The 26,208-nt window shown below is 76.5% G+C and carries 32 protein-coding genes and 4 tRNA genes; 23 read left to right on the top strand and 13 right to left on the bottom strand.

Features of this window, described 5'->3' with window-relative positions; translation table 11 throughout:
- Window positions 1-112: 112 nt before the first annotated feature.
- Both ACI8AA_RS08780 and ACI8AA_RS08775 read left to right on the top strand, forming a co-directional pair.
- Window positions 113-796 (top strand): phosphodiesterase, encoded by a 684-nt coding sequence (locus ACI8AA_RS08780; RefSeq protein ID WP_457044091.1) that lies wholly within the window; start codon window positions 113-115, stop codon window positions 794-796.
- A gap of 147 nt (window positions 797-943) precedes the next feature.
- A complete protein-coding gene (locus tag ACI8AA_RS08775) occupies window positions 944-1,957 on the top strand; it encodes a hypothetical protein (protein WP_457044186.1) in 1,014 nt (337 codons plus the stop codon).
- A gap of 4 nt (window positions 1,958-1,961) precedes the next feature.
- Here ACI8AA_RS08775 and ACI8AA_RS08770 read toward each other — a convergent pair whose 3' ends face one another.
- The 4 genes from ACI8AA_RS08770 to ACI8AA_RS08755 form a co-directional block, all read right to left on the bottom strand.
- Entirely contained in the window at window positions 1,962-2,429 is a 468-nt protein-coding gene (locus ACI8AA_RS08770) for a GNAT family N-acetyltransferase (protein WP_457044090.1), read from the bottom strand.
- 28 nt (window positions 2,430-2,457) lie between these two features.
- Window positions 2,458-2,531: transfer RNA gene (locus ACI8AA_RS08765), tRNA-Phe, on the bottom strand.
- Between the two features lie 26 nt (window positions 2,532-2,557).
- Window positions 2,558-2,631: transfer RNA gene (locus ACI8AA_RS08760), tRNA-Asp, on the bottom strand.
- Window positions 2,632-2,655: 24 nt separating this feature from the next.
- A tRNA-Glu gene (locus tag ACI8AA_RS08755) sits at window positions 2,656-2,728 on the bottom strand.
- 115 nt (window positions 2,729-2,843) lie between these two features.
- On the opposite strand from ACI8AA_RS08755, the gene ACI8AA_RS08750 reads away from it, so the two are divergent.
- Window positions 2,844-3,494 (top strand): AMIN-like domain-containing (lipo)protein, encoded by a 651-nt coding sequence (locus ACI8AA_RS08750; RefSeq protein WP_457044089.1) that lies wholly within the window; start codon window positions 2,844-2,846, stop codon window positions 3,492-3,494.
- A gap of 4 nt (window positions 3,495-3,498) precedes the next feature.
- On the opposite strand, the gene ACI8AA_RS08745 is transcribed toward ACI8AA_RS08750, so the two are convergent.
- From ACI8AA_RS08745 to ACI8AA_RS08730, 4 genes are all read right to left on the bottom strand, one after another.
- Window positions 3,499-3,822 carry a hypothetical protein gene (locus tag ACI8AA_RS08745; RefSeq protein WP_457044088.1) on the bottom strand — a complete coding sequence of 108 codons (324 nt, stop codon included), beginning with the start codon at window positions 3,820-3,822 and terminating at the stop codon, window positions 3,499-3,501.
- A 23-nt stretch (window positions 3,823-3,845) separates the two neighbouring features.
- On the bottom strand, window positions 3,846-5,351 hold the full coding sequence (locus ACI8AA_RS08740; RefSeq protein ID WP_457044087.1) for a metallophosphoesterase family protein: 1,506 nt from the start codon (window positions 5,349-5,351) through the stop codon (window positions 3,846-3,848).
- A gap of 96 nt (window positions 5,352-5,447) precedes the next feature.
- Entirely contained in the window at window positions 5,448-6,050 is a 603-nt protein-coding gene (wrbA, locus tag ACI8AA_RS08735) for an NAD(P)H:quinone oxidoreductase (protein WP_457044086.1), read from the bottom strand.
- A 118-nt stretch (window positions 6,051-6,168) separates the two neighbouring features.
- Window positions 6,169-6,648 carry a GtrA family protein gene (locus ACI8AA_RS08730; RefSeq protein WP_457044085.1) on the bottom strand — a complete coding sequence of 160 codons (480 nt, stop codon included), beginning with the start codon at window positions 6,646-6,648 and terminating at the stop codon, window positions 6,169-6,171.
- Between the two features lie 183 nt (window positions 6,649-6,831).
- Here ACI8AA_RS08730 and ACI8AA_RS08725 point away from each other — a divergent pair, with 183 nt between their 5' ends.
- The 4 genes from ACI8AA_RS08725 to ACI8AA_RS08710 all read left to right on the top strand — a co-directional run bounded on the left by ACI8AA_RS08725 (window position 6,832) and on the right by ACI8AA_RS08710 (window position 9,334).
- The gene (locus ACI8AA_RS08725) at window positions 6,832-7,257 is read left to right on the top strand and encodes a VanZ family protein (RefSeq protein WP_457044084.1); all 426 of its coding nucleotides are present in this window, start codon (window positions 6,832-6,834) and stop codon (window positions 7,255-7,257) included.
- Window positions 7,258-7,267: 10 nt separating this feature from the next.
- Window positions 7,268-8,149, top strand: coding sequence for a Rieske 2Fe-2S domain-containing protein (locus tag ACI8AA_RS08720; RefSeq protein ID WP_457044083.1), 882 nt, complete (start codon window positions 7,268-7,270; stop codon window positions 8,147-8,149).
- A 22-nt stretch (window positions 8,150-8,171) separates the two neighbouring features.
- Window positions 8,172-9,026 carry a hypothetical protein gene (locus ACI8AA_RS08715; RefSeq protein ID WP_457044082.1) on the top strand — a complete coding sequence of 285 codons (855 nt, stop codon included), beginning with the start codon at window positions 8,172-8,174 and terminating at the stop codon, window positions 9,024-9,026.
- A gap of 134 nt (window positions 9,027-9,160) precedes the next feature.
- On the top strand, window positions 9,161-9,334 hold the full coding sequence (locus tag ACI8AA_RS08710; RefSeq protein WP_457044081.1) for a hypothetical protein: 174 nt from the start codon (window positions 9,161-9,163) through the stop codon (window positions 9,332-9,334).
- A gap of 371 nt (window positions 9,335-9,705) precedes the next feature.
- Here ACI8AA_RS08710 and ACI8AA_RS08705 read toward each other — a convergent pair whose 3' ends face one another.
- Together ACI8AA_RS08705 and gvpJ are read right to left on the bottom strand one after the other, a co-directional pair.
- Window positions 9,706-10,059 (bottom strand): phage holin family protein, encoded by a 354-nt coding sequence (locus tag ACI8AA_RS08705; protein WP_457044080.1) that lies wholly within the window; start codon window positions 10,057-10,059, stop codon window positions 9,706-9,708.
- A 77-nt stretch (window positions 10,060-10,136) separates the two neighbouring features.
- Window positions 10,137-10,505 (bottom strand): gas vesicle protein GvpJ, encoded by a 369-nt coding sequence (gene gvpJ, locus ACI8AA_RS08700; protein WP_457044079.1) that lies wholly within the window; start codon window positions 10,503-10,505, stop codon window positions 10,137-10,139.
- Window positions 10,506-11,171: 666 nt separating this feature from the next.
- Here gvpJ and ACI8AA_RS08695 point away from each other — a divergent pair.
- The 6 genes from ACI8AA_RS08695 to ACI8AA_RS08670 all read left to right on the top strand — a co-directional run bounded on the left by ACI8AA_RS08695 (window position 11,172) and on the right by ACI8AA_RS08670 (window position 14,941).
- On the top strand, window positions 11,172-11,993 hold the full coding sequence (locus tag ACI8AA_RS08695) for an MEDS domain-containing protein (protein ID WP_457044078.1): 822 nt from the start codon (window positions 11,172-11,174) through the stop codon (window positions 11,991-11,993).
- The gene (locus ACI8AA_RS08690) at window positions 11,990-13,066 is read left to right on the top strand and encodes an anti-sigma factor RsbA family regulatory protein (RefSeq protein ID WP_457044077.1); all 1,077 of its coding nucleotides are present in this window, start codon (window positions 11,990-11,992) and stop codon (window positions 13,064-13,066) included. Before ACI8AA_RS08695 ends, ACI8AA_RS08690 begins: the two co-directional genes overlap by 4 nt.
- 134 nt (window positions 13,067-13,200) lie before the next feature.
- Window positions 13,201-13,273, top strand: a tRNA-Lys gene (locus ACI8AA_RS08685).
- A gap of 91 nt (window positions 13,274-13,364) precedes the next feature.
- Window positions 13,365-13,991, top strand: coding sequence for a dihydrofolate reductase family protein (locus tag ACI8AA_RS08680; RefSeq protein WP_457044076.1), 627 nt, complete (start codon window positions 13,365-13,367; stop codon window positions 13,989-13,991).
- Complete coding sequence (locus ACI8AA_RS08675) at window positions 13,988-14,401, top strand: VOC family protein (protein ID WP_457044075.1); 414 nt, start codon at window positions 13,988-13,990, stop codon at window positions 14,399-14,401. The genes ACI8AA_RS08680 and ACI8AA_RS08675 overlap by 4 nt, the downstream gene beginning before the upstream one ends.
- A gap of 393 nt (window positions 14,402-14,794) precedes the next feature.
- On the top strand, window positions 14,795-14,941 hold the full coding sequence (locus tag ACI8AA_RS08670; protein WP_457044074.1) for a hypothetical protein: 147 nt from the start codon (window positions 14,795-14,797) through the stop codon (window positions 14,939-14,941).
- 9 nt (window positions 14,942-14,950) lie between these two features.
- On the opposite strand, the gene ACI8AA_RS08665 is transcribed toward ACI8AA_RS08670, so the two are convergent.
- Window positions 14,951-16,045 carry a DUF2332 domain-containing protein gene (locus ACI8AA_RS08665; protein WP_457044073.1) on the bottom strand — a complete coding sequence of 365 codons (1,095 nt, stop codon included), beginning with the start codon at window positions 16,043-16,045 and terminating at the stop codon, window positions 14,951-14,953.
- Window positions 16,046-16,336: 291 nt separating this feature from the next.
- On the opposite strand from ACI8AA_RS08665, the gene ACI8AA_RS08660 reads away from it, so the two are divergent.
- The 9 genes from ACI8AA_RS08660 (at window position 16,337) to ACI8AA_RS08620 (ending at window position 24,208) form a co-directional block, all read left to right on the top strand.
- The gene (locus tag ACI8AA_RS08660) at window positions 16,337-17,278 is read left to right on the top strand and encodes a nuclease-related domain-containing protein (protein WP_457044072.1); all 942 of its coding nucleotides are present in this window, start codon (window positions 16,337-16,339) and stop codon (window positions 17,276-17,278) included.
- Between the two features lie 39 nt (window positions 17,279-17,317).
- Window positions 17,318-18,439 (top strand): hypothetical protein, encoded by a 1,122-nt coding sequence (locus tag ACI8AA_RS08655; RefSeq protein WP_457044071.1) that lies wholly within the window; start codon window positions 17,318-17,320, stop codon window positions 18,437-18,439.
- Window positions 18,440-18,502: 63 nt separating this feature from the next.
- Entirely contained in the window at window positions 18,503-18,934 is a 432-nt protein-coding gene (locus ACI8AA_RS08650; RefSeq protein ID WP_457044070.1) for a heavy metal-responsive transcriptional regulator, read from the top strand.
- 173 nt (window positions 18,935-19,107) lie between these two features.
- Entirely contained in the window at window positions 19,108-19,602 is a 495-nt protein-coding gene (locus ACI8AA_RS08645) for a DUF2975 domain-containing protein (protein ID WP_457044069.1), read from the top strand.
- A complete protein-coding gene (locus tag ACI8AA_RS08640) occupies window positions 19,602-19,847 on the top strand; it encodes a helix-turn-helix domain-containing protein (RefSeq protein WP_456927527.1) in 246 nt (81 codons plus the stop codon). The genes ACI8AA_RS08645 and ACI8AA_RS08640 overlap by 1 nt, the downstream gene beginning before the upstream one ends.
- Window positions 19,844-20,770 (top strand): ABC transporter ATP-binding protein, encoded by a 927-nt coding sequence (locus ACI8AA_RS08635; RefSeq protein WP_457044068.1) that lies wholly within the window; start codon window positions 19,844-19,846, stop codon window positions 20,768-20,770. The genes ACI8AA_RS08640 and ACI8AA_RS08635 overlap by 4 nt, the downstream gene beginning before the upstream one ends.
- Window positions 20,767-21,537 carry a hypothetical protein gene (locus ACI8AA_RS08630; protein WP_457044067.1) on the top strand — a complete coding sequence of 257 codons (771 nt, stop codon included), beginning with the start codon at window positions 20,767-20,769 and terminating at the stop codon, window positions 21,535-21,537. The genes ACI8AA_RS08635 and ACI8AA_RS08630 overlap by 4 nt, the downstream gene beginning before the upstream one ends.
- Window positions 21,534-22,670, top strand: coding sequence for an FAD-dependent oxidoreductase (locus ACI8AA_RS08625; protein ID WP_457044066.1), 1,137 nt, complete (start codon window positions 21,534-21,536; stop codon window positions 22,668-22,670). Before ACI8AA_RS08630 ends, ACI8AA_RS08625 begins: the two co-directional genes overlap by 4 nt.
- Window positions 22,671-22,741: 71 nt before the next feature.
- Window positions 22,742-24,208 (top strand): serine/threonine protein kinase, encoded by a 1,467-nt coding sequence (locus tag ACI8AA_RS08620; protein WP_457044065.1) that lies wholly within the window; start codon window positions 22,742-22,744, stop codon window positions 24,206-24,208.
- Between the two features lie 12 nt (window positions 24,209-24,220).
- Here the strand turns inward: ACI8AA_RS08620 and ACI8AA_RS08615 are convergent, their stop codons facing one another.
- Window positions 24,221-24,721 (bottom strand): VOC family protein, encoded by a 501-nt coding sequence (locus tag ACI8AA_RS08615; RefSeq protein WP_456942476.1) that lies wholly within the window; start codon window positions 24,719-24,721, stop codon window positions 24,221-24,223.
- An 8-nt stretch (window positions 24,722-24,729) separates the two neighbouring features.
- Window positions 24,730-25,113: a GNAT family N-acetyltransferase gene (locus ACI8AA_RS08610; protein ID WP_457044064.1), complete on the bottom strand. Its 384-nt coding sequence runs from the start codon at window positions 25,111-25,113 to the stop codon at window positions 24,730-24,732.
- A gap of 371 nt (window positions 25,114-25,484) precedes the next feature.
- On the opposite strand from ACI8AA_RS08610, the gene ACI8AA_RS08605 reads away from it, so the two are divergent.
- Window positions 25,485-26,096, top strand: coding sequence for a hypothetical protein (locus ACI8AA_RS08605; RefSeq protein WP_456927531.1), 612 nt, complete (start codon window positions 25,485-25,487; stop codon window positions 26,094-26,096).
- The last annotated feature ends 112 nt before the right edge of the window (window positions 26,097-26,208 follow it).

Genomic DNA, 26,208 nt, shown 5'->3' with positions numbered 1-26,208 from the left:
GCTGCTCCGTGTCACAGGCAAGGAACGACGGACATCCCGGCCGACCACCGGCAGGTCCTGCCGGTTGACGAACGACACGTGCACGTCCCCGGGGTGCGGGTAGGGCAGCGGCGTGCACGACCTCGCGAGGTTGGCCGGACGACTGGCCGCGGTGCCGCTGGGCGCCCTGGCGCGCCGGCGCCGCGGCAAGCCGATGCACCCCCGCGGCGCCGTCGTCGCGGCCGTCCTGGAGCGGACCGGCGTCCCCGGCGCCTGGGGCGTGCCGTGGCTGGAGGGGCCGGCGCGCGAGGCCGCCGTCGTCCGGCTGTCCCGCGGGGCGGGCCTGCCCGCCCCGCTGCCCGACGTGCTGGGCCTCGCGGTCCGCCTGCCCGACGCCGGCCGGCCCGTGGACCTGCTGCTGTCGAGCACCGGCTCCGGCCGATGGACGCGGTTCCTGCCGGTGCCCCGGGCCGACGCCGCGACCACCTACTCCTCGATCATGGGCTACCGCTCGGCCGCGGGGACGCTGCGGCTGGCCGCGGTCCCGGACGGGCCGGAGGACCTGCCGTCGGACCCGGCGCCGGCCGCGGCCGCGGCCCCCGGGACGGCGTTCCGCCTGCTGGTCGCCCGCGGGGCGGGGGAGTGGGTGCCGTTCGCCCGGTTGACCCTCGGCGACCCGGCCGGGGACCTCGACCCCGACCTGCGCTTCGACGCCGTGCGCAACCCGCCCCCGGGCCTGCTCGCCGACGGCCCGATCGCCCGGTTCCGGGCCCCGGCCTACGCCGCCGCGCGGGAGGGCCGCACCGCCCCCGGCTGAGCCCCATCGGGTGATGCAGGCCACCCGGTGAGTCTCCACACGGTTGTGCGGCACCATCCTCGGGTATCGGAACTCCCCGGAGTTCGTCGAGGAGCACCGCCCCTGCTGTCGCAGTGCTCGACCGCAGGAGGAGTGGCCGCCCGAGTGATGCACGCACTACCGACGTCCGCGTCGTCCGCGCGGATCCGCGTCGCGACGGTGCCGCACGCCGACCCATACGTCGACGCCGTGCTGCCCGCCTCCGCGGTGCGGGTGGGTCCGGCCCACGACCCGAGCCCCTGGCTGGACCCGGCGTACCTCACCGCGCACGCCGGCCTGGTCGACGTCGTGCACCTGCACACCGGCTACGGGCACCTCCACGAGGACGAGGTGGTCAGCTGGACCGAGGCGCTGCGCCGCACCGGCGTGCCGCTGGTCGTCACCGTGCACCAGCTGCGCGACCCGGCCCGGCCCGCCCGGCACCGGCTCGCCGCCCACCTGGCCGCGCTGCTGGCCACCGCGGAGGTCGTCCTCACCCTGACCCCCGGTGCCGCCGACGAGATCGCCGAGCGCTTCGGGCGGACGGCGATCGTCGTCGCCCACCCCTCGGTCGCCGCGGCCGACCCGGACACCGGCGCCGAGCGCGGCCTGGTCGGGCTGGCGCTCGGCATCCCGGGCGCGACGGTGGCCGACCCGGTGGCGATGGTGCGGGCCGCGCTGTCGGGCGCGGTCTCCGGCGGCGGGCGGCTGCGGGTGTTCCTGGAGCCCGGGCAGGCGCTCGCCCTCGACCCGGACCTGGCCCGCGCCGAGGGGCTCGAGGTGGTCGTCCGGGACCCCGCGCGCTGGGCCGCGCAGCTGCAGGAGCTGCACGTGGCGGTGCTGCCGCAGCGCTGCGGCACGCACTCGCGGGACCTGGAGGTGTGCCGCGACGTCGGCACACGGGTGGTGGCGCCCCGCTGCGGGTGGTTCGCCGACCAGTGGTCCGACGTCGTCAGCTACGGCGATGACGAGGAGTGCGGCTTCGACCCGGTGTCGCTCGGCGTGGCGGTCGGCGCGGCGCTGACCCGGCCGATGCCCCGCCCGGCCGACCGTGCCTGGCGGGCGGAGCAGCGCGCGGCGGTGCAGGCCGTCCACGAGCAGGTCTACGACCAGGTGGTGGCCGACCGCGCCGTCCGGGTCTGAGGCATCAGGGTCTGGGTCGTCCGGGCCTGACCAGGTCGACCACCCACAGGCCGGGCAGCACCTCGCGCTCGGCCACCTCGGCGAACCCGGCCCGGGCGTAGAGCCGGCGGGCCGGGGTGTTGTCGCGGCCGGTGGAGACGGTGACCGGGCGCCGCCCGGCCCGCTCCAGCACGGCGGCGACCAGGGCCAGCCCGGTGCCCCGGCGCGCGTGCGCGGGGTCGACGACGAGCCGGTCGACGTCGACGCCGTGCCCGGTGTCCCGCCGGCCGAGGGCGCCGAGGACGGTCGCGCCGTCGCGGGCGACCAGCCAGGACAGGCCGGCGGCTCGCAGGGCGGCCAGGTCCTCGTGCAGGGCGGGGATGCGGTCGTCGCCGATGAGCCGCGCCTCGACGGCGTAGGCGGCGTGCTGGACCTCGAGCAGGCGGGCCGCGAGGCCGGCGTCCCGGGCCGGGTCGCGGGCTTCGACGACCACCGGGCTCCGGAAGAGAGGGAAGAGTGTGTGGGCAGGGGCGGGGTCGAACCGCCGACCTCTCGCTTTTCAGGCGAGCGCTCGTACCGACTGAGCTACCTGCCCCTCCCGGTGACGCTGCACCGGGGAAGCGACCCTGACGGGACTCGAACCCGCGACCTCCGCCGTGACAGGGCGGCGCGCTAACCAACTGCGCTACAGGGCCTTGCTGGTACTGCTGGTGGTGCCGTGCCCCCAACGGGGTTCGAACCCGTGCTACCGCCTTGAAAGGGCGGCGTCCTGGACCGCTAGACGATGGGGGCTCGTGTTCGCCGGGGGCAGGGAGAACGATACACGGCCCCCGGAGGGCCCCTGACACCACCCCTCGGCCAGGCGTGGCGGGCCCGCCCGGGGCCGGCCGGCTGTCACGATCCGCGGGTGTCCCGCCGTGCCCTCGCCCCGGTCCCCGCCCTGCTCACCGCGGCGCTCCTGCTGACCGGCTGCGGGGAGGAGGAGCGGCCGGCGGCGGGCGCGTCCCCGACCGCGGCGTCGCCCCCCGCGACGTCGTCCGCGACGTCGTCCGCCGGCGGGTCCGCCTCGCCGACCGGGACCGACGACGGCGACGGCGGCACCGCCGCGCCGTCGTCCCCCGCCGACACGCGGCCCGACACCGCCGACGCCTCCGCCGACGCCTCGGTGACCGTGACCGACGTGCGCACCGGCCGCCACGACGGCTTCGACCGCGTGGTGTTCGAGGCCGGCGGCACCGGGACGCCGGGCTGGGACGTCCGCTACGTCGACGTGGCGAGCTCGCAGGGCAGCGGCGAGGAGGTCGCCGTCGCCGGCGACGCGGTGCTGCAGGTGACGATCACCGGCGCCGGCTACCCGTACGACACCGGCGTCGAGGAGTACGCGGGCCCCGACCCCCTGCCGGGCGAGGGCACCGCCACGGTCACCGAGGTGGTCTTCGACGCGACCTTCGAGGGGACGACGGTCGCCTTCGTCGGCACCCGCTCGCAGGCGCCGTTCCGCGTCTACGCGCTCGAGGACCCGACCCGGGTGGTCGTCGAGGTCGCCGACCCGGACTGAGCGTTCAGCCGAGGCTGGCGGTGAGCTCCACCTGGTCGCCGGACACGCTGGTGCACTCCAGCGACAGGCTCCCGGCGGACACGGACTCGCCCTCCCCGCAGGACACGCTCGCGCCGGCGACGCTGATCTGGGCCCGCCCGTCCTGCACGCTCCCCAGCGTCACCGTGGTCCCCAGGATCTCGACCTCGCTGCCCTCCCCGTCCAGCGTGACCGTGCAGGTCGACCCGGAGCAGGAGAAGCCGTTCGAGGTGAACGAGCAGCCGGCGACGGGGACCAGGGCGAGCGCCCCGGCGAGGACACCGGCGGCCAGTCGGGGAGTCGGAGCCATGGCGCGAGCGTAGGACGGGCGGCTCAGTCCGTCGGGGAGGACGGCGTCCCGTCGCCGGTGCCGTCCTCCGTGCCGTCCTCCGTGCCGTCGGCGGGGACGTCGTCGGCGGTCCGCTCCGGGACGACGGTGCGCACGATCGTCGCCTCGGTCTCGCCGAGGCCGCCGAGGGTGATGTCGTCGTAGGCGACCAGCGCGCCGGTGTCCGGGTCGAGGTAGAGGACCGTGCAGGTCAGCGGCTCGGGGTACTCGCCCTGCAGGCCGCGCAGGCCGGCGCCGCCGGTCGACCCCTGCACCATGAGCAGCGTCCCGCCGTCGAGGGTCTCGACCTCCCGCTCGTGGGTGTGCCCGGCCAGGACCAGGGGGACGACGCCGTCCAGCGGCCCGGCCTGCTCCGGGTCGTGCACCATCGCGATCGCCGGCGTCTCCGGCTGCTCCTCGGCGACCTCCGCGAGGTCCTCGCCGGTCTGCTCGAGCGACTCGGCGTCGCCGGTGGCGTCCTTGTCGGGCGTGAACCGGGGGTCCCGGGCGCCGACCACGGTCAGGCCGGCGACCTCCGTCGCGGAGTCGTCGAGGACGGTGGCGTTGGGCTGGGAGGCGACCAGCGCGGCGGTGGTCGCCGAGTCGTGGTTGCCGCGGACGTACACGTAGGGGACGCCGAGGGCGCCGATGGCGCCGATCAGCCGGTTCTCCGGCTCGCTGCCCCAGTCGGTGATGTCGCCGGTGTCGAGGACGGCGTCGACGTCGAACTGGTCGGCCACCTGCGCGACCAGGTCGAAGCCCGCCGGGTTGAGGTGGACGTCCGAGACGTGCAGAAGGGCCACGGTGTCGGTGGGTCCGCCCGGCGCCGGCAGCGCCGACAGCGTGGAGTACAGCGTGCCGACGTTGGTGACCAGCTCCTCCAGCGACTCCCGGTAGGCGCTGAACCGGGCGACGATGTCCTCGGCGCTGCCGATCAGGCTGGTCGCGTTGACCAGCAGGCCGGTGTAGGTGGGCTGGGACAGCGCCTCGGGCCGCCAGGTGGCGGCGCCCAGGCCGGCGGTGCCGGCGAGCAGGACCACGGACACGCCGGCGGCCACCAGCGGCTCGCGCCAGCGGCGGTAGAGGAGCAGGGAGGCGACGGCGGCGCCGCCCACCCCGGCGGCGGCGGTGGTCCAGGCCAGCCGGACGACGGCGTCCTGCAGGTCGGCGCTGACCCGGTCGACCAGGCCGTCGAGCCGGGCCGGGTCGCTCACCAGCTCCTGGATGCGCGACTCGTCGACCCGGCGCAGCTGCACGTCGAGGCCGAGCGGGCCGTCGTAGGCGTCGACCTCCAGCGTGCCGAGCGGCGGCACCTCCACCGTCGCGCCGCCGCCGGTGGGGGTGAGGGCGAGGCCGGCGTCGAACGGGCCGATGGGCGCCTCGACGCGGCCGAGCAGCAGGATGCCGAGCAACGCGCCGGCGGCCGCGACGGCGAGCCGGACCGCCCAGCGCCCGGCGACCCGTGCCGGACGCCTCCAGCGTCCGGGCGCCCGCGTCGTCGGCTCGCTCATCCCGCCGAGGCTAGTTCCGGGTGCACGCCCCTGCCGAGGACGGCGACGGCCGGTCGGGAGGACTCCCGGCCGGCCGTCGCGGTGCGTCCGTGCAGCTCAGGCGGCCAGCTTCGCCGACACCTCGGCCAGCCGGCGCCCCTGGTAACGGGCCGCGGCGAGCTCGGCGTCGGAGGCGGTGGCCGACTTGCCGCCGGAGGCGTTCGAGGCGCCGTAGGGGTTGCCGCCGGCCTCGAACAGCAGCGGGTCGGTGTAGCCGGGCGGCACGATCACCGCGCCGAAGTGCGAGAAGACGTTGAAGAACGTGAGGATCGTCGACTCGTTGCCGCCGTGGACGTTCTGCGCGCTGGTGAACGCGGTGGCGCCCTTGTCGGCCAGCTTGCCGGTGAACCACAGGCCGCCGAGCGTGTCGATGAACTGCTTCATCTGCGAGGCGGGCGTGCCGAAGCGGGTGGGGCTGCCCAGCGCGTAGCCGTCGGCCCACTCCAGGTCGGCCGGCGTGGCCTCCGGGACCTCGTTCGCGGTGGCGTCGACGTGCGCCCGCCACAGGGGGTTGCTGTCGATGGCCTCCTCGGGGGCCAGTTCCGGGACCCGGCGCAGGCGCACCTCGGCGCCGGCCTCCTCGGCGCCCTCGGCCAGGGCGCTGGCGAGCTGGTGCACGTTCCCGGTGGACGAGTAGTAGATGACGGCGATCTTCGCCACGGTTCCCTCGGCTCTCGTGTCGCGTACGCGGTCTGGTGGTTGCACGTTCAACCACCACCGGGGTGTGTGCTCGCGACACGCGCGCGCCAAACACGCGACGGCGGACCGGGCCGGGGGATCAGGCGGGCTGCGGGCGGAAGACCCAGCGCAGCGCCAGGAAGCGCAGCGTCCCGATGGTCGCGGTGACCAGGGCGATGACCGCCAGCTCGGCGACGACGGCGGGCTCGCTGACGGTGGCGGCGAACCAGCTCAGCGCCAGGCTGGTGGCCACCATGCCGGCGATCGCCAGCGCGCCGCCCTCCCACTGCGCGGCGAACCAGCCGACCCGCTCACCGGCGCGGAAGGTCAGCCGCCGGTGCATCTCGTTGGCGAGCATCGACGACAGCGCCGAGCCGACGACGTTGGCCTGCACGCCGCCCAGGTCGCGCAGCAGCCAGAACAGCAGCGCGTAGACGGCGCTGGAGAACCCGCCGACCATCACGAACCGCGCGAACTGGCCCAGCGCCCGGTCGGAGCGCACCAGGGTGTTCAGGCTCGCGGCGAGGTCGGTGACCACGTCGACGACCGCGGGACGGTGCAGCAGCGACGGGCAGGTCACGGGCGCACCTCCTCGCTGGTCACGGCGTCGTCGGGGATCACTGTGCAGGATCCTCCTGACACTTACCTGGGGGCGACCGGATTACTCCCTGCGGGTCGCTGTGTCGGGTGTGCGTCCGCTCACTCCGGGTTCCTGCAGGCGGTTCCCAGGGGGCTGCCAGGGACCTGCGTCACGGTCGGGGTCATGAGGTCGCTGCTGTCCGCCGCCCTCGCCGTGGCGCTGGCCGCCGTCGCCGCGCTCACGCTCCTGCCCACCGGCGACGGGGGCTGGGCCTGGGGCTCACCCGCCGTCGAGGCGCACTGGTACCTCGCCGGGCTGGACTCGCGCGCGACCGTGCGGCAGCTGCTGGGCAACCTGCTGCTGCTGGCGCCGGTCGCCGCGGTGGCCGTGCTCCGCTTCCCGGTCCTGCGCCGGCCGGCCGTCCTCGCGGGCGCGGCCGTCGCCGCCGGCGGGGCGATCGAGGTGCTGCAGTGGCTGCTGCCGCTCGGCCGGGTCGTGTCGCCGCTGGACGCGCTGCTCAACGCCGCGGGTGCGCTCGCGGCGGGGCTGCTCGTGACCGCGCTGGTCAGCACCGTGGCCGGTGGCGTCAGGGTGGCCCGGCGGGGGTAGGAGCCCGCGCATGAGCCTGATGGGGATCCTCGACCGACTCGCGGACGTGAGCACCTTCGACCGGGCCATCGAGCCGGCCCGCAAGGCGGTCCAGGCGGTCCTGCGGCCGGGGGTGCTCAAGGACGCGCTGCACGGCACCTGGCTCGGCCACCCGCTGCACCCGGTGCTCGTGCAGGTCCCCGTCGGGAGCTGGACCTCCGCCGGCCTGCTCGACGCCGTCCCGCCGCTGCGGCCGGCGGCCACCGTCCTGATCGCCACCGGGGTCGCGGTCTCGGTGCCCGCGGCGATGTCCGGTGCGGCCGACTGGTCGGAGCAGGAGGTCGGCGTCCGCCGGCTGGGCGCGCTGCACGCCGTCTCCAACGTGGCCGCGCTGGGGCTCTACGTCGGCTCCCTGGTCGCCCGGGCCAAGGGGCGCGGCACACTCGGCCGGGTGCTCGCCTACGCCGGACTGGGCATCGCCACCGGGTCCGCGGCGATCGGCGGGCACATGTCCTACGCCCAGTCCTCCGGCGCGTCGCACTCCGCGACGGCGGCCCGCGCGCTGACCTCCGACTGGATCGACCTCGGCCCGCTCGACGACCTGCCCGAGGGCCGGCCCGCGCTGCGCACCGCCGGCGGCAGCGGGGTGGCCGCGCCGCTGGCCGCCGTGCGCCGGGGCGCGCGGGTCGACGTCTTCGTGGGCGCCTGCTCGCACCTGGCCGGGCCGCTGTACGAGGGCGCCGTCGAGGAGGTGCGCGGGCACGAGTGCCTGGTCTGCCCGTGGCACGGCTCGGCGTTCGACCTGGAGGACGGGGAGCCGCGGCGCGGACCGGCGGCGAACCCGCAGGAGAAGCTCGAGGTGCGGATGGAGGCCGGCCGGGTCATGGCGCGGCTGCCCGCCCGCCACCAGTAGCCCGCCGCCCTACCCTCGCCGCATGCGGCGGACGGCGGCGGTGCTCGCCGTGCTGCTGTGCGCCGCGTGCGGCTCCGCCGGCCCGTCGGCCGCCGAGCCGGCCTCGCCGGTGTCGCCGTCGTCCACGCCCGCTCCCGGGCCGGCCGTGCCGCCGGTGCCCGGGATCGAGGCCGAGGCGGTGGAGCTGCGCACCGACGCGGCGGTCGGCGGGCAGGTGCAGGTCCGGGTCACCGGCACCGGCGCCGAGCCGTTCACCGTCACCGCCGTGGCGATCGACTCGCCCGGCTTCGCGCCGCTGCCGGACCGGGCGCTCACCGCCGCCTACGCGCCCGGCCGCACCATCGACCTGCCCACGCCCTACGGCGAGGTGGTGTGCGACCGGGCCGCCGAGCCCGCCGCGGCGCGGCTGAGCGTCGTCCGGCCCGACGGGCGCACCGAGACCGTACGCGTGCCGCTGGCCGCCGAGGTGCTCGGCCGCATCCACGGCGAGCGGTGCGCCGTCCGCGCCGTCCTCGCCGTCGCGGGGGTCACCGTCGCCGGGCTCGCGCCGGACGGGGACGCCGTCACCGGGTCGCTCGTGCTGGCCCGCGCCGGCGGCGACGACCGCCCGGTGACCGTGACCCGGCTGGAGGGCAACGTGCTCTACGACGTCGCGGCGGACCTGCCGCGGACCCTGGAGGCGGGGGAGTCGACGCTGGAGGTCCCGGTCGAGTTCACGACGGCGCGCTGCGACCCGCACGCGCTGGCGGAGGCCAAGCAGCCGTACCTGTTCGTGCTCGGGCTGCAGGTGGGCGACGAGGACGAGGTGCCCGCGGACCTGCCGCTGGACCAGGCGCAGCGGGACGTCCTCCTCGGGCTGGTCGGCACCGCCTGCTGACCCCGGAGAAGGGACCGGCCCGGCTGTCCCGGGGGGAACGGGACGGCCGGGCCGGAGTGCTCGCGCGCGGTCGGGACCGGCGCGCTGGGGATGACCGTAGGTAGTGACCCCCGGTGCCACGATCCCCTGAACGGGTGCACGTCCCCGAGCGGGTGGCGGCTCCTCGTGACGCACGGTTGCCGACGGCGCACGGTGGGCACCTCGACCGGGTGTTCCTCTTCTTCTCCAACCGCCTGGGCTGTCTGGGCTCCCTGCTCGTGTCGGCGGTGCTGACCCTGGTCGTGCTGCTGGTGCTCGACGTGCTGTGACCCGGCGGGCAGCGCGGCCGGTGACGGGATGTGCACCGGGGGACCGCAGCCCGCTGCGCAGCGCCGGGGGGCGGGGGGTGACCGGCGTGTCCGGGACGGGCGGTCCGGGCGGCCGCCACAGGATCGGCGCCCTCGGAACCCCAGGCGTGCACGGACGTGCGCCGACGAGATCGGAGGGCACCGATGCAGGACCCGACTCCCCGACGAGCCCAGCCCGACCAGCGGCGCCGCCCCGGCCTGCGCGAGATCCCCGCCGTCCGGAGAGGTGAGGAGGACGAGCGCAGGGCCCCGGCACGGGCCGCGCGCGCCGACGCCTGAGCCGCCGGACGCGGCGCGCCCGGTCAGACCCGCCGGTCGCGCCGCGTCATCGGTCAGGCCTGGGCACGAGGAGTCGCGCCCGCCGGCGCCCAGGGCATCCGCGCGCGGCCGGCCCGCGCCAGGGCGGAGGCGCCCGCGCCGAGTGCCGCGGTGACCAGCGCCGCCGACGCCGTCGGCGGCAGCCGGCGGTCCAGCAGCCGGATCAGCAGTGCCGTCGCGCCACCGGCGGCCATCGAGCCGAGCACGGCCGAGCCGCCGAGCAGGCGCGCCCCCTCCCGCGAGTCGCGGTACGGGCGCGTGACCTCGTCCCGGACCCGCTCGACCTCGCGGTGCACCACCGCGCCGATCTCCTCGGTCAGCGGCTGCAGCAGGTCACGGCCGGGAAGTCCCGGGATCTGCGACGTCATGGCACCCTCCCCGGTCCCGACGGTCGCGGTGCCTGTGATTGTCGTCCCGGCCGGCCCGCCCGCGGGGCCCGCGCGTCCTACCGCTCGCGCTCCTCGTCCCCGCGGCCGGTGATCTTCCCGACGAAGTCCTCGATCTTCTCCGCGGGACCGCTCAGCTTCTTCTTCACGACCATCTTGGCGCCGCCCTCGAGGGCGTCCTCGAAGAGCCCGGGCAGGCCCTTGGCCTCGCTCTCGGGGTACAGGTCGAGCCGGTTCACCGCCTCCGCGAACCGCAGGTAGGTGTCCACGCTGGCGATGACGACCCGCGCGTCGACGGTCACCAGCTCGATGCCCAGCAGCGCCACGCGCACGTACGCGTCGATGACGATGCCCTTGTCCAGGACCACGTCGAGGACGTCGGCCAGGCCGCTCGGGCGGGGCGCGCGGTTGACGGTCGACACGGTCATGAGCTCCCCCAGGTCTGCGGTTGCCTCCCCACGATGGCCCGCCGCCCGCCGGCCCGCAGAGGATGTCGCCCCGGTCGCGGCACCCCGTCGTCGGACGGTCACGCCCGGTCACGGCGTCACGGATGGCCCCGGCGTGCCGTAGGGGAAGCCGCTCCGGCGGTCGCCAGCAGGCGGGATCATGCGGGGAGCCGCACCTCATCCGCGGCCGCGCGCGGGCAGGGCGGCGGGGGAAGAGGGTGCCGCCATGCCGCAGGGAACCCGACGCCGGGCCCAGCCACCCCGACGACGTCTGGACTCGACGCGCCAGGCGCCGCGGAGGACGTCGAAGCCGCAGGCGACGGCGGGTACGGGGCAGAAGCAGTCGTTCGGCAGCCAGCTCTGGAAGGGGTTCCTCGACGGCCTGCGCCGCCGAGGCTGATCTCCGAGGCCGCTGACGCCCTGCTGCGGCTGGGAGACCCGGCGGTGCCGGGCCTCTGGTGGGTGCAGAGAACGCCCTGGACCTGCTGCTCCGCCTCGCCGACGCATCGTGATCATCGGGCGGTCGGGGCGGGTGCCGTTCCTCGCTGGAGCGCAACAGCACCACGTCCGGAACGGCGCCCCTCCGAGCGGTCGTCGGTGACCTCCGTCCTCGTCCTGAGCGGCGTGCTCCGCGCGTAGCGTTGGCCTGTGGGCGATGTCCGGGAGGCTCCGGGCACGGAGTGGGACGGGCACGTCCTGCTGCTGCACCGGACCGAGGGCGAGCGGTTGGCCGGTCTGACCGCCTGGGTCCGTCGTGGGCTGGAGCTGGGCGAGAAGATCGTCTACACCGAGCTCCCGCTCGTGCCGGAGGACGCGCTGGTCCCGGTGCTGGAGGCGTGGGGTGTGGACGGTGCCGCCGCCGTCCGCGATGGGCAGCTCGTGGTGCTGCCGCCGGAGGAGTTCTATCCGCCGGAGGGTCAGCGCGTGGTCGTGGAGCGCGCGCTGGCCGAGGGGTTTCCGTCGGTGCGCATCTCGGCGGAGGTGCGGGCGGCGCTGAGTGTCCTGTCCCCCAGTGCGGTCCACGGTGTCGAGCAACGGCTCGACGCGCTCGTCGGTGATCTGCCGATGAGCGCGATGTGCCAGTACGCCGAGGCGGCCACCACCGGCACGTGGCTGGACGACGCAGTGGCCACGCACCTGTCCGGCGTGCACCAGTCGACCTTCTCCACCAGTCGGGACCTGGACGGGCTGGCCCTGCACGGAGAGGTCGACGCCACCAACACCGACGTCTTCACGGCGGTGCTGAGCGCCGCGAGCCGTCACCGGTCGCGGGTGCTGTGGGTGGACCTGGGCGAGGTCAGCTACGTCGACGCCGGTTCGTGCTGGCGGCTCGACGACGCCACCCGTGGCTTCCGGTCGTCGGGCGGCCACGTCCTGCTCGTCGCCCTCCAACCGCCGGTCGAGCTCACGATGCGCATGCTGGAGGTCGACGAGCTGCCCGGCATGCACCTGGTGGGGGGCGGGCGATGACCTCCACCACCGGACCGACCCACCTGCACGCCGCGCTCCTCTACCGCTCCGCGGAGGACCTGGTGTCCGCCGCCGTGCCGTTCCTGGCCGAGGGGCTGGCCGCCGGCGAGACGGCCGTGCTCGCCTGCCGGAACGAGAACAGCGCCCTGCTGGCCGAGGCCCTCGGCCACGACGACCGCGTCCTCGTCCTGCCGCGGGAGGGGATCTACACCCGGACCACGCACGCGATCGCCACGTTGCGCCGGATGGTCCGCCGCCAGCTGGCGGCCGGGGCTCCCGGCGTGCGGCTGCTCGGCGAGATCCCGGTCGATCGGTCCGGCGACGGATGGCACGAGTGGCACCGCTGCGAGGCGGTGCTCACCGTCGCGCTGGGACCGCTGCCGCTGTCGAGCGTGTGCGCCTACGACCGGCGCGAGCTGTCCGACGGGATCCGCGGAGGCATCGAGGAGACCCATCCCGCGGTGATGACCCCCGCGGGGCCCGTGCCCAGTCCCCGCTACCGGGACCCCGCGACCGTCCTGCGCCGGACCCCGACCACCCTGGCGGGTCGAGCGGACGATCTCGCGCCCACGCTCCAGCTGGCAGACCTGGCCGATGTCACCCGGCTGCCGGAGCTGCGCGCGCGAGTGCGCGCCGCCCTGGACGACCCGGGCCAGCCGGGGCAGCTGCGCAGCCGTTTCGCCGCGGCGGTCGCCGAGGTCCTCCTCAACGCCTTGCGGCACGGTCGCCCGCCGGTCGCCGTCCGGCTGTGGGCGACGCCGACCCGGCTCGAGTGCACGGTCACGGACTGCGGGGACGGGTTCGACGACCCGCTGGCCGGCTACACCCCGCCGAGCAACGGCCTCCCTCCTGCTGGGGCGGGTCTGTGGCTGGTCCGGGAGGCCTGCGACACGCTGGAGACGTTCCGTACCAGGGGCGGCTTCGCCGTCCGCCTGACCACCCGCCTGCCCGGATCGGACACGGCTGCCACGCCGTCGTCGGAGGCGGCGCCCGCCGACACCCCTGCCGCCCGGACGGACCGGGCCCGCGTCCACGCGAGGGAGTTGGCCCGTCGGCTGGTGGGGCAGTTCTAGGCGGCGCTGGCCGCCGGCCGTGCGCTGCTCGTGGTGGCGCCCGACGCCGGCGGTAGCCTCGCAGCGGGCCGCAGGCGCCGCCGCTGTCCCACGCGTTGTCTCGTGGGTTGTCCGGAGGGTCGTCTGCACCCACCGGGCCTCTAGCTCAACTGGCAGAGCAGCGGACTTTTAATCCGCGGGTTGTGGGTTCGATCCCCACGGGGCCCACCGTGCCGAGGCGACCGGCTGTCCCGGCGGGCGCGGCGCGGGGCGCCGATGAGTGCCGATGAGTGCTGCGGCCGCCGCTGGTCAGGACCACATGAGCGTCGCGACCCAGGCGATCCGGCTGGACATGACCCTGTCCCTCGACGGGTTCGTCGTCGGGCCGGAGGACAGCACGGAGCAGCCGATGGGCATCGGCGGGTTCCGGCTGTTCAACTGGCTGGACCACCGCCTCGACCCGGGGCCGAACGGTCAGGTGGTCGCCGAGGCGACCGCGACCCGGGCCGTCGTCTCGGGCCGCCGCACCTACGAGCACGCGAACCGCTGGAACGGTGACCACCACGACGGCGTCCCGGTCTTCGTGCTCACCCACCACGTGCCGGAGGAGCCTCCGCCGGGCAACGTGCGGTACGTGACCGAGGTCCACGCCTGCGCCGCAGAAGCGAGAGCCGCCGCCGGCGACGCCGACGTGCTGGTCCTGGGCGCCGGGGCCGGCCAGGCCCTGCTCCGGGCCGGTGAGCTCGACGAGATGGAGCTGCACGTCGTCCCCGTCCTCCTCGGGCGGGGACGGCGGCTGTTCGACCACCTGCCCGCCGAGCGGACCGAGCTCGAGCTGGTCCGTGAGCTGGACGCCTCGGATCCCGACCCCGAGCACCGTGTCCTGCACCTGCGCTACCGCGTACGGCAGCCGCCGGCCGGCCGGGACGAGGGAGCGGGCCGATGAGGACCCTGCACGTCGGCCTCCGGGTCGCCGATCCCGAGCGGGCGGTCGCCTTCTACACGGCCGTCGGCTACGAGGTGGTCGGGCGGGTGCCGGAGACCCCGATCGGACAGCTGACGATGCTCAAGCTGCCCGGCGACGACGTGGTGAGCATCGAGCTCGTCTCCGACCCCGGCGACGCCGGCAGGGACCGGGGCTCCGGCCTCAGCCACCTCGTCGTCCAGGTGGACTCCATGGACGCCACGGTCACCGACCTGCGGGCGAAGGGCGTCGACGTCGCGGAGCCCGGGTCGCCCGACGGCTCGGCGGACTTCCTGACCACCTGGATCACGGACCCCGACGGCAACCGGATCGAGCTGGTCCAGTGGCCCCCAGGCCACGCCGTCGGTCTCACCGCGGCCGACTGGGCGTGACGGGCGGTCCCGGGGTGTGACGGAGCACCGCCCGGACCGCGGACCTCGACGTCGTCCGGGCCTCCGGCGACCGGGTCGCCGAGAACTGCGTGGCGACGGGCGTGGGCGAGCTCGCCGCCCACCCGTGGCTGCGGGCGGTGCTGGCCGCGTTCGCCGAGACGGTGCGGGGACGCGGACCGGTCCTGGACGTCGGCTGCGGCCCGGGGCACGTGGCGGCGCGCCTCGCGGGCCTGGGCGTCGACGTCGCGGGGGTGGACCTGCTCCCGCGCGACGTGCTGCCCGACGTGCTGCGGTCCTTCGCCGACGCCCTGGTGCCCGGCGGCCGGGTGCTGGTCGGCACGCACGTCGGGGAGGGGGACCTCGTGCGCACCGTGGCCTACGGCGGGCGTGCCGGTGGCCTGGACGACGCACCTTGGCCTGCCCGAGCAGGTCGCCGCGATGCTCGCCGACGCAGGGCTGGAGCCCGTGGCCGAGCTGCTGCTGCCGGCGGACGCGTCCGGGCACCCCCGGGTGGCGCTCACCGCCCGGCGACCGGACTGACCGGGCGAGTCAGGAGCCCGCCAGCCAGGCCACGGTGCGGCCCCGCGACCAGCACCGGCCGACGGCCTCGGCGTGCAGGGTCGGGCCGTCGAGCACGGCCACGCCCAGGATGCTGTGGCCGGAGGCGCGGCGGTCGCCGAACGTCGGGACCGCGGGCGCGACGCCGACCCCCTCCGCGGACACCCACGCCACCGGCCGGCCGGCCGCCGCCTCGCCGAGGCGCTGCAGGAAGCGCAGCCGCGCCCCGGGCGGGAGGCGCGACAGCGCCCACGTCGTGGTGACGACGGGCAGCGCGTCCGCGGGCACCCGGGCGAGGGCGTCGGGCAGCACCTCGACGGCGTCGCCGCGCAGCAGCAGGGGAGGAGCCGACGCCGCCAGCGCGATCTCCGCCTCGAGCAGCGCCCTCCGCTCGGGCCGGTCCGGCGGCAGGCAGGCGCGCAGCCACCGGGCGTCGTCGGGATCGGTCACGTCCACCGGGTCGCGGTCGACGCCGATCCGGGCGACGACCCCGGGCACCGCCCGCATCGGGACGGGCCGGTCCCCGACGACCCGGCACGCCGTCTGCACCGGGGACGACGGGTCGCCCAGCGTCCGCCCGTCGCCGTAGGTGATGCCGACGCGGTCGAGGAACAGGTCGAACCCGGCCCCGCAGTCCACGCCGACCAGCCCGACCGCGGCCGCTCCCGCCCGGTGCGCCGCCTCGGCGACCAGCGGGTACAGCACGGCGCCGTGCCCGGTCCCGTCGTCGCGCACCGGCCGGCGCGCGGCGACGGCCGCGACCTCGTCGGCCGCCCGCAGCAGCGTGTCGACCGCCGCGTAGGCGGCGGCGTCGGCGTCCCCGGCGGCGTAGGCCGCGGCGAGCGCCGGGGCGCGCCCGGCCAGGGCGAGGTCGTGCAGCGCGGCGAGGACGACGGCGGGGGTCCGCCGGCGCGCCGGCAGGGCCCCGAGGGCGCGCAACGCATCGTCGGAGCCGCCCAGCGCGACGGCGAGGCGCTCGTACAGCGGCGACTTCGCCGCGACGCCCTCTCCGGACTTCCGGTATGCCGCTTCCGGGCCGCGGGACCGGCTCCCGGACGTGGCAGCTCCCGACGTCGGCCCTGGCATCCCAGCGACCCTAGCCGGACGGCGTCCTTCTCCCAGCTGTGCCAGCGGACGTTCGGTACCACCCGAAGGCAGCCTCTCTCGGGGTCTTCGCCTGGACGTCGCCGCGATCCGCTTCCGCAGCGTCGGCGGCGTACAGGGGAGGCCGTCACGGCGCGCTGACGGCCGGGACCGCTGCAGCCGTCGCCCCCGTTGCGGGGGATCTCGTTCCTCAAGTAGGCCGCCCATCCGGCCGATGTCCCCGAGCGCGACCCGCGTCGACGGACTGCGCGGGGATCGGACCGGAGGAGCGCCGTGTACGTCATCGAGGCCAACGAGCCGAACCGGACCGAGCAGGAGATCGTCCCTGCGTTGGCCGACCAGTCGGGGGTCCTCGTGCTGTGTCCGATGGTGGTGTACGGCGACCGGACCAGGGAACTGGACGCCATCGTCATCACCCCCCACCGCGTCACCGTGGTGGAGGGCAAGGGCACGAGGATGAGGGGCCAGCTCACGCCGGCCCTCAACGGCCCGTGGATGGTCGGCGGGGAGCGGGCCGACTTCGCCGGCCGCAAGAACCCGTACCTGCAGGCGCGGCAGGCGATGCAGGTGCTCGTCGGCGCCGCGGAGGACGCCGGAGTGGCCCGGATGCCGTTCGTGCACTTCGTGGTCGCGGTGGCCGGCGCCGGGGTGCAGACCGACACCCCGGCGCTGCAGCTGGGAGACGGCCAGGTGTGCACGATGCGGAACCTCGCGCAGGTGACCGGCCGACCTGACCAGCGGCAACAGGACGTGACCGTCGAGACCGTCACCGCGCTGCTCGCGCTGCTGGACCTGCACGTGGACGAGGCGACGCTCCGCGCGCAGGGTTTCCTCAGCGCCGGAGAAGCGGTGCAGCGGCGGATGGCGGCACGCCGCCCCTCGCCCGGCTCACCGGTCGTGGTGCGCTCGTCTCCCACCTCGGTCCCGTCGTGGCAGGTCCCGCGCCCCGCGACGCCGACCCCGTCGGGCCGGCCCGGGCGAGGAGCGGCCGGTCGCGTGGCGACCCTGGCCGTGTACCTCGGCGTCGCCGCGATCGTCGAAGCGCTGCTCTACTGGGCCTACCTGTCCCTCGACGCCGGGCTCCTCGGGAGCCTGATCCGGCTCCCCGTCAGCATCGCGATGCCGGTGGTGGCGTTGTTCGCGGTCATCCGGGTGGGAGTGCTGCTCCTCGGGCGGCCGCGGCCCGGGCGATACGGGGTCGCCGGTCGGCGGTGAACGGGGAGTCCGAGAGCACCGCGACGACAGGGGAGCGTCTTGGGGACGTACGACACGGTGCACCACGGCGACCGCTACGAGCAGGTGAAGCTGTGGGGCAAGGGCCTGCGGTACCTGCACGTCGGCGACCGGGTGGGCCTGCCGCGGGGCGGGCTCGGTCCCACGGGGACCTACACCGTCGCGATGCACACGGGCGGCTTCGCGCACGTCGTCGACGGCGTCCTCACCGGCTGGGAGGAGGAGCCCGGCGCGGGCCCGCTGCTGACGACCGGCGGCGGCCGGTTCGACCCGGCCGACTGGCCCGGCGGCCCCTTCGGCCCCTGGTACCGCGACGCCGACGCGCCGCCCGAGCGGCGGGTCTTCGCCGGCCTCGAGCGGGACTGCCCGCGGCACGGGGCGCCGGCGTTGCGGGTCGCCCGCGACGACGACCCGGACCTCCGGCGCGAGCGGGCCCTGGCCGCCGCGCGGGCCGACGTCGCCGCGCGGCTGGCCGCGGGTCTCGACGAGGCCGGGCGGGTCGAGGCGGCCCGCGGGTACCTCGCCGACCGGCGGGGCTGGGTGCAGGTGGCGAGCGCGGGCGCGGCGGGGTTCCTCGGGATCCCCGAGGAACCGGTCCGGGCGGGCGACCGGTTGGTCGCGCTGCTGTCGACCGCCGTGCCCGGCGCGCCGGAGTGGCGGAACGCCGCCTCGCTCCTGGAGGACCGCGCCGCCGGGCTGCCGGCGTCCGCGGTGGCCGAGAGCCTGCGGCTGCTGGCTGCGGCGCTGCCCCGGGACGGGGAGGCGGAGGCCGACTGGGAGGCGGAGTTCCCGGACGCCGTCGCGCACCCGGCGATCCGACGCCGGCGCCGCAGCGTCGCCCGGGCCGACGACCGGGCCCACCGACTGGGCCGCTACGACGACCTCCACTTCCGCGCCGCCGCCGAGGCGGCGGTGGCCCGACACGGAGCAGCCGTCCTGCCGGCGATCCCGCTGCCCTTCTGGGGGCGCGACATCGTGGCCGACGAGGTCGCCGCGCCCCTCCTGGTCCCCGTCCTCGGCCGGGACCTCACACCCGGGGAGCGGAACGTCCTGACCTGGGCGCTGCTCGGTGTGCCCGGGTTCCTCGCGACGCTCGACGCGGGGACCCTGGAGGCGGCTCTGCGCCGCACCCTCGCCGGCTGAGGACGGGTCCGCCGGGCTCCGGGCTTGACCCTGGACCCGGGTCACAGGCCTAGCGTCGGCCGCATGACAGCGACAGCCGTCCGCGGGCTCCGCGTCGCCGAGCTGGCGTCCGCGGCGGGGGTCCCGACGGACACCGTCCGCTACTACGAGCGCGTCGGCCTGCTGCCGGAGCCGGAGCGGACCGCGGCGGGCTACCGCAGCTACGACGCCGGCGCCGTCGACCGGCTGCACTTCATCCGCGGCGCCCAGCGCCTGGGCCTGCGGCTGTCCGACATCCGCGCCCTGCTGGCCGTGCGCGACACCGGGACGTGTCCCTGCGAGCCGGCCGAGCAGCTGCTGCGCCGTCGGCTGGACGAGGTCGACGCCGAGATCGCCCGCCTCGTGGCACTGCGCACGGAGATGCGGGCGATGGCCGACGCCCTGCCCTCGGCGCAGTGTCCACCACCCAGCCCCGGCACCTGGTGCCCGCCCGCGAGGGGAGGTGACGAACCGTGAGCGACCCGGTCGAGGACGACTGCTGCGACGAGACGTGCGACTGCTGCTGACGGCGGACGCCTGACGCGAGGGCCGCCGGGCCCGGGACCGGTGCGCTCTCCACAGCGGGACGACCTCTCGTTTGTCGACAACTGTCTATCGACTTTCGATGGATGATGCGCGACAGTCGACGCATGTCGCGTGTGCATCGGGTGGTCGTGCCCCTCCAGGTCCTGCTCGTCGTCGTGTTCGCCGCGCTGGCCGCCGCCCAGGTCCGGGCCGTGCCGGAGCTGGTGCCCGACGTCGCCGACCCGTCGCTGGAGCAGACGGCCATGGGCTGGGTCATGTGGACGGTCCTGGTGCTCGCGCTCGTGTGCGTCCAGGTCGTCATCGTCTGCACCTGGCAGCTGCTGACGCTGGTCACGGCCGACCGCATCTTCAGCGCGAGCTCCCAGCCGTGGGTGGACGCGATCGTCGGCGCGATGGCCGCCGGGTGGCTGATGCTCCTCGGCGCCTTCGTCTGCTCGTACTACTTCGTCGTCGACGAGGTCAGCGACGACCCCGTGCTCCCCGCTCTCCTGGTCGTGCTGCTGCTCGTCGGCGCCGTGGTCGGGCTGCTCGTGGTCGTCATGCGGGCGCTGCTGCGGCAGGCCACCGTCCTGCGCAGCGACATGGAAGCGGTCATCTGATGCCCATCGTCGTGCGTCTCGACGTCGAGCTGGCCCGGCGGAAGATGAGCGTGGGTGAGTTCGCCGAGCGGGTCGGGCTCACCCCGGCGAACGTCGCGGTGCTCAAGAACGGCCGGGCCAAGGCGGTCCGCTTCAGCACCCTCGAGGCGATGTGCCGGGTGCTCGACTGCCAGCCCGGCGACATCCTCGAGTGGGTGCCCGACGGGCAGGAGGCGTCGCAGCCGGCGCACGAGGCGTCCCGGTGATCGAGGTCCGCGGCCTGACCAAGCGCTACGGCGACGTCCTCGCCGTCGACGACCTGAGCTTCGACGTCGCGCCCGGGACGGTGACCGGCTTCCTCGGCCCCAACGGGGCGGGCAAGTCGACGACGATGCGGATGGTGCTCGGCCTGGACCGCCCCACCGCGGGGACGGCGCTGGTCGGGGGCCGGCGGTTCGCGGAGCTGGCCGAGCCGTTGCGCGAGGTCGGCGCGCTGCTCGACCCGGGTGCCGTCCACCCCGGCCGCACCGGGCGCGACCACCTCCGCGTGGCGGCCCGCACCAACGGCATCCCGGTGCGCCGCGTCGACGAGGTGCTCGGCCAGGTGGGGCTGGAGCGCGCCGCGCGCCGCCGCGTCCGCGCGTACTCCCTCGGCATGCGCCAGCGGCTGGGCATCGCGGCCGCGCTGCTCGGCGACCCCCGCGTCCTGCTGTTCGACGAGCCGGTCAACGGGCTGGACCTCGACGGCGTCCGCTGGATCCGCGGGCTGCTGCGCGGGCTCGCCGACGAGGGCCGCACCGTGCTGGTCTCCAGCCACCTGCTCGGCGAGGTGCAGGCGGTCGCCGACCGGCTGGTCGTCATCGGCCGCGGCCGCCTCGTCGCCGACGTCACCACCGACGAGCTCCTGCGCGGGCTGGGCCGGCCCCGGGTGCGGGTCCGCAGCCCGCAGCCGGAGGCGCTGGCGGCGCTGCTCCGGCGGCACGGCCTCTCCGTCGAGCTCGCCGGGGGAGGGGAGCTGCAGGTCGAGGGGGGCACCGCCGCGCAGGTGGGCGACCTCGCCGCGGCCGCCGGCGTCCCGCTGCACCACCTGTCGGAGACGGCCGCCTCGCTGGAGGAGGCCTACCTCGCGCTCACCGGCGAGGCCGTCGAGCACGCCGGTCGCCCGGTCCCGGCGGAGGGGGCGCGGTGACGGGGCAGGTGACCACCGGGCGGCTGCTCGCGCGCACCGCCGCCGCCGAGTGGACCCGGCTGTGGACCGTCCGCGCCACCTGGTGGTGCCTGGCGGCCGCCGCCGTGACGATGGCCGGCATCGCCGCCCTCGCCGGCGCGGAGGCGGCCGCGGACCCGCCGTCGGGGAGCGGCGCCTGGGCGGCGGTGGCCGTGCCGGTGCTGCCCGCGCAGTTCGCGCTGCTCACGCTGGTCCTGCTGGCGGTCACGTCCGACCACGCCACCGGCGGGATCGTCCCGACGCTGCAGTGGACGCCGCGCCGCGGGGTCCTGATGGCGGCGCGCACGCTCGTGCCGGTCGCCGTCGCCACCGTCCTCGGGGTGGCGATCGCGCTGGTCAGCGCGATGGCCGCCTTCGCCGCGCCGCACCCGGAGATCACCCTGTCCTGGGACGACGGCCCCGGCGTGCTCGCCGACGTGGCCCTCGTGCTCGCGGCCGGCACCGCCCTCGCCGCCGGGCTCGGGTTCCTGCTGCGCAGCACGGCCGGCGCCCTCGTCGCCGCCTTCCTCCTGCTCCTCGTGCTGCCGCTGCTGCTCCCGGCGGTCGGCGCCGGCTGGTCCGCGGCGGTCGCCGAGGTGCTGCCCGGGTCCGGGGCGGCGTTCCTCCTGCTCGGCGGGGACGTGCCGGGGGTGACGCGAGGGTCGGCGGTCGCCGTGCTGCTCGCCTGGGCCGCCGGTGCGCTGCTGCTCGGCCTCCTGCGCCTCGTCCGCACCGACGCCGACCGGTGAGCGGCCCCGACACCGCCGACGTGCTGGTCGTCGGCGCCGGGCTGGCCGGCCTGCACACCGCCACGCTGCTCGCCCGCCACGGCCACGACGTCCTGCTGGCCGACCGGCGGCGGCGCCTGGACGGCGCGATCCGCACCACGGGCATCTTCGTCCGCAAGACGCTCGACGACTTCGCGCTTCCCCCGGACTGCCTGGGCCCGCCGATCCGGCGGGTGGTGCTCTACCCGCCGGACCGGCACCGGCCGGTGGTCCTGGACAGCGACCGCGACGAGTACCGCGTGGGCGACATGGGCGCGCTCTACCTGGCCGCCGCCCGCGAGGCGGCCGACGCCGGCGTCCGGCTCGCCCTCGGCACCCGCTACGCCGGGCGCGCGGACGGTGCCTCCCTGCTGGCCGGCCCGGACGGGGTCGCGCGCGTGCGGGCGCGGTTCGTGGTCGGCGCGGACGGCGCCCGGTCCGCCGTCGCCCGCGACCTCGGCCTGGACCGCAACACGCACCTGCTGGTCGGCGCCGAGGAGGTGCTCCCGGTCGCGGACGGCGGCGGACCGCCGACGTTCCACTGCGTGCTCGACCCCTCCCTCGCGCCCGGCTACCTGGCCTGGGTGGTCGACGACGGCCGGCACGCCCACGTCGGCGTCGCCGGGTACGCCGCCCGCTTCCCGGACGGCGTGCGCGCGGCGCTGCGGCGGTTCGCGACGGCGGCGCCGGGCCTGCCGGCGGGCCGGCCGGGCGAGGTGGAGCGGCGCGGCGGCCCGATCCCCGTCGGCGGCCTGCTGCGCCGGATCAGCTGCGCGGACGGGCTGCTCGTGGGGGACGCCGCGGGCGCGGTCTCCCCGCTCACCGCCGGCGGGCTCGACCCGTGCCTGCGGCTGTCCCGGCACGCCGCCGGCGTCCTCGACGACGCGCTGCGGACCGGGCGGGCCGACGCGCTCCGGCACCACGACGGCGCCGCGCTGCGTGCCGCGTTCCGCGGCCGGCTGCTGCTGCGCCGGGGCCTGGCCGCGGTGCGCACCCCGGCGATGGCGGCGGCCGCCTTCCCGGTGCTGCGCACGGCGCCCGGACGCGCCGCGGCACGCCGCGTGCTCTTCGGGGACCGCTCGTTCCCCGACCCCGCGCGACGTACCGTCTCCTGAGGCCGGTCGTCCCCGCCGCGGGCGTCCGGCGGCCGGGGACCGGCCACCGGACGACGAGGGGGAGAGCACCGATGCGCCCGACGGGCGACCTGCTGGGCGGCCGCTACCGGCTGGACTCCGTCCTGGCCAGCGGCGGCATGGGACGGGTCTGGCGGGCGCACGACACGCTGCTCGACCGGCCGGTCGCCATCAAGGTGCTGCGCAGCGAGTACACCGGCGACCCGACCTTCCTGCAGCGCTTCCGCGCGGAGGCGCGGCACGCGGCGCTGCTGTCCGACCCGCACATCGCCGCGGTGCACGACTACGGCGAGACGGTCAGCCCGGACGGCGAGCCGCTGGCCTACCTGGTGATGGAGCTGGTGGCCGGGGAGCCGCTGTCGGCCCTGGTCGCCCGCACCGGTGGGCTGGACGCGACGGAGACGCTGCGGATCGTGCGGCAGGCCGCCGCGGGGCTGGCCACGGCGCACGCCGCCGGCGTCGTCCACCGCGACGTCAAGCCGGGCAACCTGCTCGTCACCCCGGACGGCGGCGTGAAGATCACCGACTTCGGGATCGCCTTCTCGGCGTCGTCGGTGCCCATGACCCAGACCGGGCAGGTGATGGGGACCGCCCAGTACATCTCCCCGGAGCAGGTCCAGGGCGCCAAGGCCTCGCCCGCCAGCGACGTCTACGGCCTCGGCGTCGTCGCCCACCAGTGCCTCACCGGCCGGGTGCCCTTCGACGCCGAGAGCCCGGTGCAGGTGCTCCTCATGCACGTCCAGCAGCAGCCGCCGCCGCTGCCGGCCGACGTGCCGCCGGACGTCCGCGCGCTGGTCGAGCGCGCGATGGCCAAGGACCCGGCCGCCCGCTTCCCCGACGGCGCCGCGCTGCGCGACGCCGCCGACGCGGTGCTCGCCGGCCGGTCGTCCCCCAGCGCGTCGTCGGCCACGCTCGTCCTCCCCGTCGCGGCCGCCCAGCACGCCCAGCAGACGGCCGTCCTCCCGGCCGACGTGACGGCGCCCGCCGACGTCCCCGCGGCGGCGCCGCGGCGCCGCCGGCTGGTCGCCGGCGCCCTCGCGCTGCTCGTCCTCGCCCTCGCCGGGGTGGCGGTCGTCCTCGGCACCCGGGGGGACCCGTCCCCGTCCGCGGCGCCGTCCTCGACCCCGGCGCCGTCGTCGTCGTCCGCGCCGTCGTCCTCCGCGCCGACCACCACCGAGCCCGCTCCGCCGCCCACCGTCGACGTCGTGGCCGCGGCCCTCGTCGGGCGCCCCTTCCCCGACGTCCAGGCGGAGCTGACGGCGCTCGGGCTCCAGGTGCAGCCGGGCACGGTCGTGACCGGCGACGCCCCGGAGGGGCAGGTGGTCGCCGTCGACCCCGCCGGCCCGGTCGTCGTGGGGTCGACGGTCACCGTCACCTACGCCACCCCGCCTCCGCCGCAGGGCGAGGGCGGCGGCGACAGCGGCGAGGACGAGGGCGGGGAGGACGACGGCCCCGGGAACGGCAACGGGAACGGGAACGGCAACGGCCGCGGGAACGGCAACGGCGGCGGGGACGACTGACCGCCCCCGGCCTCAGAGCACGGACAGGCCGTACATCTCCCCGAGCGGGTCGGCGATCAGCTCGATGCGGGCGCCGTCGGGGTCGCGGAAGTAGACCGAGACGCCGCTGTGCACCTCGTGCGGCACCCCGGCGTCGGTGAGCCGCCGCACCAGCTCGTGCCAGCGCTCCGGCTCGACGCTGATCGCCATGTGGTGCAGGCCGCCGAGCACCTCGGCGTAGGGGCCGACGTCCAGGCCGGGGAAGTCGAAGAACGCCAACAGGTTGCCGTTGCCGATGTCGAAGAAGAAGTGCGAGGAGCCGGGGTAGTCGCGGTTCTCGACCAGCTCGGTCAGCGGGAAGCCGAGGACGTCCTGGTAGAAGCGCACGGTCCGCTCGACGTCGCTGCTGATCAGCGCGGTGTGGTGCAGGCCGCGGGCGGTCGAGGGCGGGCGCTCCCCGGCCGGCTTCAGGTGCGCGGCGCGGATGCGGGCGCGCTCGGCCTCCAGGGCCGTCAGGTCGCGGGTCTCGGTCATCTCGGGTCTCATCTCGGGTCGTCGGGGGTCGGGTGGTCGGCGGCCGGCGCCAGCCCGAACTGGGCCCTGCGGTCGGCGGGGACGAGGTCCAGGTACTCCGGGTGCCGCCGGATGTAACCGCGGATGAACGGGCAGAACGGCAGGACCCGCGCGCCCGCCTCCCGGGCGGCGTCGAGGGCGCCGCGGGCGAGCACGGAGCCGAGCCCGCGGCCCTCGGAGGCGGGGTCGACGACGGTGTGGGTGAACGTCAGCGCCGACGCCGTCCGCCGGTACTCCGCGTAGCCGGCGACCGCGCCGTCCACGAGGACCTCGAAGCGGCTGGCCGCCGTGTCGTCGACGACCACCGGTGCACCGTCGGTCACGGGGCTGTCGGTCACGGGTCTGTCGGTCACGGGTCTCCTCCGTTCGTCCCGGGGATGATCGCGCATCCCGGCCGGGCACGGTCCCGGTCCGCCTGCGCCGCCGCCGGGACGCGCCGCGGGGTTGAGCCGAAACGGCGTCGTCGTGCGGTTTCGGCACATCCGCACGCCCGCGCGAGCGCGGAACGGTCGACATGTGGGCGGTTCGAGGAGCCGGTCACCGTCCGTGTCGGGGGCCTTCGCAACGATCCGCTTACGCCGTGTCACGCGGGCGTTCCGCGGGGCGCCGTGGCGGACCCCGCGCCCCTACGTTTCTGACATCCGCTCCGCCCTCACCCGGCGGGCGCGGGCGCCGTCGCGCTTCCCCAGCGGCGGCCCCATGGACGGGATGAACGGTGGAACCAGTGGCACTCCGCAGCAGTGAGATCAGGGTCGACGGCCAGGCACGCCTGGGCTGGTGGCTCGTCGTCGACGACGGGCAGGGACGCGACCGCCTCGTCGACGGTCCCTTCCCCGACCGGTCGGAGGCGGCCTGGGCCGCCTCCATGCACGCCGGCGACGCCCGGCCGGTCTACGGCGTCCTGCGACCCGACGGCGGCCTGCACCGCCGGCCCTCCCCGCAGGAACTGGCCTGGCTGGGCCACCTCGGCGACCAGCTCGACCGGCTGCCCGCGGACTGGGACGCCGAGCTCTCCGACGAGGACCCGCTGGCCACCCTGGTCGTCGAGGTCACCGCCGCGCTCACCGAGGCCGGCCTGCCGCTGTGGGACGCCGCCGGTGACGGCGCCGCGCTCGGCGGGGCCTGCGTCAGCGCCGAGCCGGCCCTCGACGGCGTCGTCGTCGGCTGGCGGCAGCACGACCGGATGAGCGTCGAGCAGGTGCACGGGCTGGTCGCCGACATCTCGGTGCAGGCCGTCATGAACCGCGCGCTCGCCGACGTGCTCTGGCTGCGCGGCCTCGACGTCACGCCGCTCGGCGAGGAGGCCGGCGGGCACGTCGTCCGCCACCCCGAGTAACAGCCGCACGCGCTCCACAGCACGCCCTCCCGGGACGCCGTCGACACCGACGGCGTCCCGGTGTCGTTTCCCGGGTCCCGCCGCCCGTCGGACCCCCGTGGCAGGCTCCGGC

This window comes from Geodermatophilus sp. SYSU D01180 (assembly GCF_054050415.1).
This window is presented reverse-complemented; position numbering and strand designations above follow the sequence as displayed.